This window comes from Kitasatospora sp. NPDC004799, from assembly GCF_040609095.1.
GTDB lineage: Bacteria > Actinomycetota > Actinomycetes > Streptomycetales > Streptomycetaceae > Kitasatospora.
In genome coordinates this window covers 1-5,703 of record NZ_JBEXJK010000493.1, presented here as the reverse complement: position 1 = coordinate 5,703, position 5,703 = coordinate 1, and the positions used below count along the sequence as shown (strand labels likewise).

At 74.1% G+C, this 5,703-nt stretch carries 3 protein-coding genes and 2 pseudogenes; 2 read left to right on the top strand and 3 right to left on the bottom strand.

Annotated features, from left to right (window positions below):
- Positions 1-1,041, top strand: a pseudogene (locus ABZW03_RS36280) (ABC transporter permease); the annotation flags it as partial.
- 54 nt (positions 1,042-1,095) lie between these two features.
- Here the strand turns inward: ABZW03_RS36280 and ABZW03_RS36275 are convergent.
- The 3 genes and pseudogenes from ABZW03_RS36275 to ABZW03_RS36265 all read right to left on the bottom strand — a co-directional run.
- A pseudogene (locus ABZW03_RS36275) lies at positions 1,096-1,530 on the bottom strand (TerD family protein); the annotation flags it as partial.
- Positions 1,531-1,542: 12 nt separating this feature from the next.
- Complete coding sequence (locus ABZW03_RS36270; RefSeq protein ID WP_355268341.1) at positions 1,543-2,130, bottom strand: TerD family protein; 588 nt, start codon at positions 2,128-2,130, stop codon at positions 1,543-1,545.
- 150 nt (positions 2,131-2,280) lie between these two features.
- The gene (locus tag ABZW03_RS36265) at positions 2,281-2,955 is read right to left on the bottom strand and encodes a class I SAM-dependent methyltransferase (RefSeq protein WP_355268338.1); all 675 of its coding nucleotides are present in this window, start codon (positions 2,953-2,955) and stop codon (positions 2,281-2,283) included.
- A 300-nt stretch (positions 2,956-3,255) separates the two neighbouring features.
- On the opposite strand from ABZW03_RS36265, the gene ABZW03_RS36260 reads away from it, so the two are divergent.
- A complete protein-coding gene (locus ABZW03_RS36260; protein ID WP_355268335.1) occupies positions 3,256-5,598 on the top strand; it encodes a glycosyl hydrolase family 18 protein in 2,343 nt (780 codons plus the stop codon).
- Positions 5,599-5,703: the final 105 nt, after the last annotated feature.

Genomic DNA, 5,703 nt, shown 5'->3' with positions numbered 1-5,703 from the left:
CGACGTGGCGCGCACGCCCGGGCCGCCTCCGGACTGGCCCTCACCGCGCTCGGCGCCGCCTACGCGCTGCGCGCCGCCGGGGACGCCGGGTCGGGCGCGCTCTCCTGGGCCTCGCCGATCGGCTGGCTGCAGCGCAGCTACCCCTTCGTGGACGACCGCTGGTGGCCGCTGCTGCCCGCGCTCGCCCTGACCGCCGCGACCGGCGCCGCCGGGTTCGCGCTCAGCAGCCGCCGGGACCACGGCGCCGGCCTGCGCGCCGCCCGGCCCGGCCCGGCCACCGGCAGCCCCGCCCTGGGCACCCCGCTCGGCCTCGCGCTGCGCCTGCACCGCGGCCTGCTCGGCGGCTTCACGGCCGCCCTGCTGCTGGTCGGCGCGATGTACGGCTCGCTGCTCGGCAACGCCGACGCGATGCTCAAGGACGTCGACCGGATCCGGGAGGCACTGGACCGGCTCGGCGGACACACCCTCGCCGACTCCTACGCCGCGCTGACCATGCTGGTGGTCGCGGTGCTCGGCGGCGTCCACGCGGTGCTGGCCACGCTGCGCCCGCGCGCCGAGGAGAGCGCCGGACGGGCGGTGCCGGTGCTGGCCACCGGCGTGTCGCGGTCCGCCTGGCTGGGCGGGCACCTGGCGGCGGCCCTGCTGGGCTCCACCGCGGTGCTGCTCGCGGCCGGCGTGGGCTTCGGCCTGGCCGGGGCGCTGTCCAGCGGCGACGGGGGCGCGTTCCTCCGGCTGACCGGCGCGGCCCTGGCCTTCGCGCCCGCCCAGTGGGTGACGGTGGGTTTCGCCGCCGCCGTGTACGGCTGGCTGCCCCGGGCCGCGCCGCTGGCCTGGCTGGTGCCCGCGTACGCCTTCGTGATCGGCTACCTGGGCCCGCTGCTCGACCTCCCCACGGGCCTGGAGCGGCTCTCCCCGTACGGCCGGGTGCCCCGGCTCCCGGCGGCCGCGATGGACTGGACGCCGCTCGCCGTGCTCACCCTGGTCGCGGCCGCCCTGATCGCGCTGGCCCTGGCCGGGTTCCGGCGCCGCGACGTCGACTGACGCCGGGACGCCGGGAACCTCACGTCGGGGCGCCGAGGCGTCCGGCAGGGTGCCTCAGAGGTGCTTGACCAGCTCCGGCATCAGGTCCTGGAAGGTCCGCCCACTGGCCGACTGGCCGATCGCGGCCATCTGCCAACCGGTCGCCGTGCGCTGCACCTTGGCCATGATCTGGGCGGTGTACGGCCCGCCGCCGGTGAGCGTGTAGCGCGCCAGCTCGACGCCGGTGGTCTCGTCCACCAGCCGGCAGAAGGCCGCCTCGACCTCCTGGAAGGTCTGCCCCGTGAAGGAGTTGACGGTGAAGAGGATCTGGTCGACCTCGGCGGCGACGGCGGTCAGGTCGACCGTGATCGACTCGTCGTCGCTCGCGTCGCCCGCGCCGCCGACCAGGTTGTCCCCGCTGTGCCGGACCGAGCCGTCGTCGCTGGTGAGGTGCTGGAAGAAGACCACGTCCACCGGACGCCCCTGGGCGAACAGCACCGCCGAGGCGTCCGGCAGGGTGCCTCAGAGGTGCTTGACCAGCTCCGGCATCAGGTCCTGGAAGGTCCGCCCACTGGCCGACTGGCCGATCGCGGCCATCTGCCAACCGGTCGCCGTGCGCTGCACCTTGGCCATGATCTGGGCGGTGTACGGCCCGCCGCCGGTGAGCGTGTAGCGCGCCAGCTCGACGCCGGTGGTCTCGTCCACCAGCCGGCAGAAGGCCGCCTCGACCTCCTGGAAGGTCTGCCCCGTGAAGGAGTTGACGGTGAAGAGGATCTGGTCGACCTCGGCGGCGACGGCGGTCAGGTCGACCGTGATCGACTCGTCGTCGCTCGCGTCGCCCGCGCCGCCGACCAGGTTGTCCCCGCTGTGCCGGACCGAGCCGTCGTCGCTGGTGAGGTGCTGGAAGAAGACCACGTCCACCGGACGCCCCTGGGCGAACAGCACCGCCGAGGCGTCCAGGTCGATCTCCCGGCCGGCCGCGAGCAGCTTGGCCATGAAGCCCTTGCGCTCCACCGCCTTCCAGCCGAGGCCCATCCGGACCACGCTCAGCTGCCCACCGCCCGGCTTCTCCAGGCTGATCTTCTGACCCTTGGCCAGCGAAACGCTCATCGCGTCCTCCTCGTTCTGCCACCGCCCGTGCCGCGAATCTACAGCACTGTAGAGAATTTATGATCATCGACGGTGCCCTGCGAGCACCTGTACCCCGAACTCCCCCGGAGCTCACCCCGGCACCGCTCCTCCCGGCCGGGCGGGGCCCCGTCACCCGGCGGGCCGCTCCAGCCGCACCAGCGCGTCCACCGCGACCCGGCCGCCCTCGCCGCCCTGGCCACCCCGGCTGTCCTCGCCGCCCCGGCCGTCCCGGTGGCCGGGCTCGCCGCCGACCGTGCGGTGCACCCGCTCGGCCCGGACGGTGCGCAGCCCGCGGTCGGCGAGGTCGGCCAGGACGTCCTCCGGGGTGAAGAGCACGGCCGGGTCCTGCGGGCCGCCGACGCCCTCGGTGAGGTTGCTCAGGTCGTGCCCGATCACCAGCAGGGTGCCGCCGGGGGCGAGCGCGTCGGCGGCGCGGCGCAGCGCCGTCCGGCGGTCCGCGGCGGGGAGCTGCAGGTAGGCGACCAGGACGAGGTCGTAGCCGGCGGCGGGGGCCTCGACGGCGCGGGCGTCGCCGTGGCGCCAGGTGAGCCGGTCGGCGACCTCGTCGGGCAGCTCCGCGGTGAGCCGTTCGGCGCGCTCCAGGGCGACGGCGGAGAAGTCCAGCCCGGTGACCTCCCAGCCCTGGCCGGCCAGCCAGATGGCGTTGCGGCCCTCGCCGGCGGCCAGGTCGAGCGCGTGGCCGGGCGTGCGGCCGGTCAGTTCGCGGACCACCCACCGGTTGGGCTCGGCGCCCCACACCAGCTCGCTCGCGGCGTAGCGGTCGTCCCAGTCCTGGCTGTCCATCGCGCCTCCTGCGCTCGACGGGCCTGCTCGTACCGGCCAACCTACCGGGCCGGCGCCGCCCCGGCCCCCGCCACCCGGCCGGAGGCGGTCCGGCGGGCGGACACCCTTGACGGCGAATATTGGTCCAGTCCAATCTGTTCAGTCGTGACGTGCCCGGGGCGAGACCCGGCACGTCCGCGCACCGTTCGTCAGCACGCGTCACCCAGCCCGCGCGCCCCCACCGCGCCCGGGCCGGCTCCCTCGGCCCACCCCGGGCCACCGCACCGCCGGAAACCCCCACACATCCGGAGGACCCACCGCATGCACGACCGTGTCCTGCCCGCACGGCCCGCTCACCCCGCCGGGGAGCGGGCCGGCCGCCGGGCCGCCCACCGCCGGAGGGCCACCGCGCTGGCCCTCGCCGCCACCCTGACCACCAGCGGCGCCGCCATCGCCCTGACCTTCGGCTCCGCCTCGGCGGCCCCGGTCAACCTGCTGGCCAACGGCGACTTCGAGACCGGCACCCTGGCCGGCTGGAGCTGCTCCAACGGATCCGTCGTCACCACCCCGGTGCACGGCGGGAGCCGCGCGCTCAGCGGCGCCGCCTCGGCCGCCGACACCGCGCAGTGCCAGCAGACCGTCACCGTCCAGCCGAACACCACGTACACCCTGGCCGGCTGGGTCCAGGGCAGCTACGTCTACCTGGGCGCCACCGGCACCGGCGTCAACTCCTCGGTCTGGACGCCGGGCGGGACCGGCTGGAACCAGCTGAGCACCACCTTCACCACCGGTGCGACCACGACCTCCGTCACGGTCTTCACCCACGGCTGGTACGGCACCGGCGCGTACTACGCGGACGACCTCACGCTGACCGGCCCGGCCGGCCCCACCGCGACCGCCAGCCCGACCGCCACCGCCAGCCCCACGGCGACGGCGAGCCCGACGGCCACCGCCAGCCCCACCGCGACCGGCAGCCCGACGGCGACCGGGAGCCCGACGGGTACGCCCACGACCACCACCCCGACCCCGACGGCCACCGCGACCGGCCCGGCCGGGGACGGCAAGGTCACCACCCCGACCGGCGTCGCGGTCACCAGGACGACGTCCAACGCGGTGGTGCTCAGCTGGCAGCCGTCCACCCTCACCAGCGGCGACGGCCCGGTCGCCTACAAGGTGTGGTCCAACGGCCAGCTGGTCGCCACCTCGATGGGCACCTCGGTCGCGGTCAGCTCGCTGCTGCCGGGCCGGAGCTACACCTTCAGCGTCCAGGGCTACTCCGGCAGCCACGCCTCCGCCCAGTCCGCGCCGGTGAGCACCGCGACCGCGGCCGCCCCCGCGCAACAGCCCATCCGCTCGGCCTACTTCGACCAGTGGGGCGTCTACGAGAACGCGTACCACGCGAAGAACGTCGACACCAGCGGCGCGGCGGGCAAGCTGGACGTCATCCACTACGCGTTCGCCAACATCGACCCGACCAGGTTCACCTGCTTCCAGGCGGTGAAGGCCTCCGACTCGGGCAACGAGTCCAACCCGAACGCCGGTGACGGCGCGGGCGACGCCTACGCCGACTACCAGGCCGACTACAACGCCGGCACCAGCGTGGACGGCACCGGCGACACCTGGGAGCAGCCGCTCAAGGGCAACTTCAACCAGCTGCGCCAGCTGAAGGCCAAGTACCCGAACCTGCGCTTCACCATCTCGATCGGCGGCTGGACGTACTCCAAGTACTTCTCCGACGCCGCGGCCACCGACACCTCCCGGAAGGCCTTCGTCTCCTCGTGCGTCGACATGTTCCTCAAGGGGAACCTGCCGACCGGCGTGGCCGGTGACGCCTCCGGCGGTCCGGCCTCGGCGGCGGGCCTCTTCGACGGCATCGACCTCGACTGGGAGTACCCGGGCTCGGCCGGCGGCCACGCCGGCAACCACTACTCCCCGGCCGACAAGCAGAACTTCACCCTGCTGCTCAAGGAGTTCCGCACCCAGCTGGACGCCCTCGGCGCCGCCCAGGGCAAGCGCTACCTGCTGACCGCCGCGCTGCCCAGCGGCCAGGACAAGGTCGCCCAGCTGGAGACCGACAAGATCGGCGCCTACCTGGACTTCGCCGACGTGATGTCCTACGACATGCACGGCGCGTGGGACGCCAAGGGCCCGACCAACCACCAGGACCCGCTGCACGACAGCCCGGCCGACCCGACCACGCCGATCACCCCGGGCACCCGCAAGTACAACGTGGACACCACGCTCGCCGCCTACACCACCGGCCTGCCCGAGTACGGCATCCCCGGCGGCTTCCCGGCGAACAAGATCGTGCTGGGCATCCCGTTCTACTGGCGCGGCTGGACCGGTGTGCCGGCCGGCTCCGACTACGGCCTGTACCAGAGCGCGACCGGCCCGACGGCGAAGAAGCCGCTGAGCCAGGAGGCCGGCCTGGCCGCCTGGAAGGAGCTCAACCCGACCGCGGCGCAGACCCACTGGGACCCGGTCACCGAGAGCAGCTGGGTCTACGACGGCACCAACTTCTGGACCGGCGACACCCCGCAGGCCGTCCAGGTGCGCGGGGCCTACGCCAAGAGCAAGGGCCTGGGCGGGCTGTTCGCCTTCTCCCTGGAGAACGACGACGCCGCCGGCACGATGCTCAACGCGATGGACAGCAGCCTCCGCTGACGATCGGTCAGGCAATGGGCGACCAGCTCACCTCGGCCTCGATCACCGGCGCGCAGATCGCCGTCGAGGTGCTGACCTCGCTGCTGATGACCTTCTTCACCACCT

Coding starts and splice junctions, on each gene's coding strand:
- ABZW03_RS36270 (WP_355268341.1), bottom strand. CDS start 2,130: ATGAGCGTTTCGCTGGCCAAGGGTCAGAAGATCAGCCTGGAGAAGCCG.
- ABZW03_RS36265 (WP_355268338.1), bottom strand. CDS start 2,955: ATGGACAGCCAGGACTGGGACGACCGCTACGCCGCGAGCGAGCTGGTG.
- ABZW03_RS36260 (WP_355268335.1), top strand. CDS start 3,256: ATGCACGACCGTGTCCTGCCCGCACGGCCCGCTCACCCCGCCGGGGAG.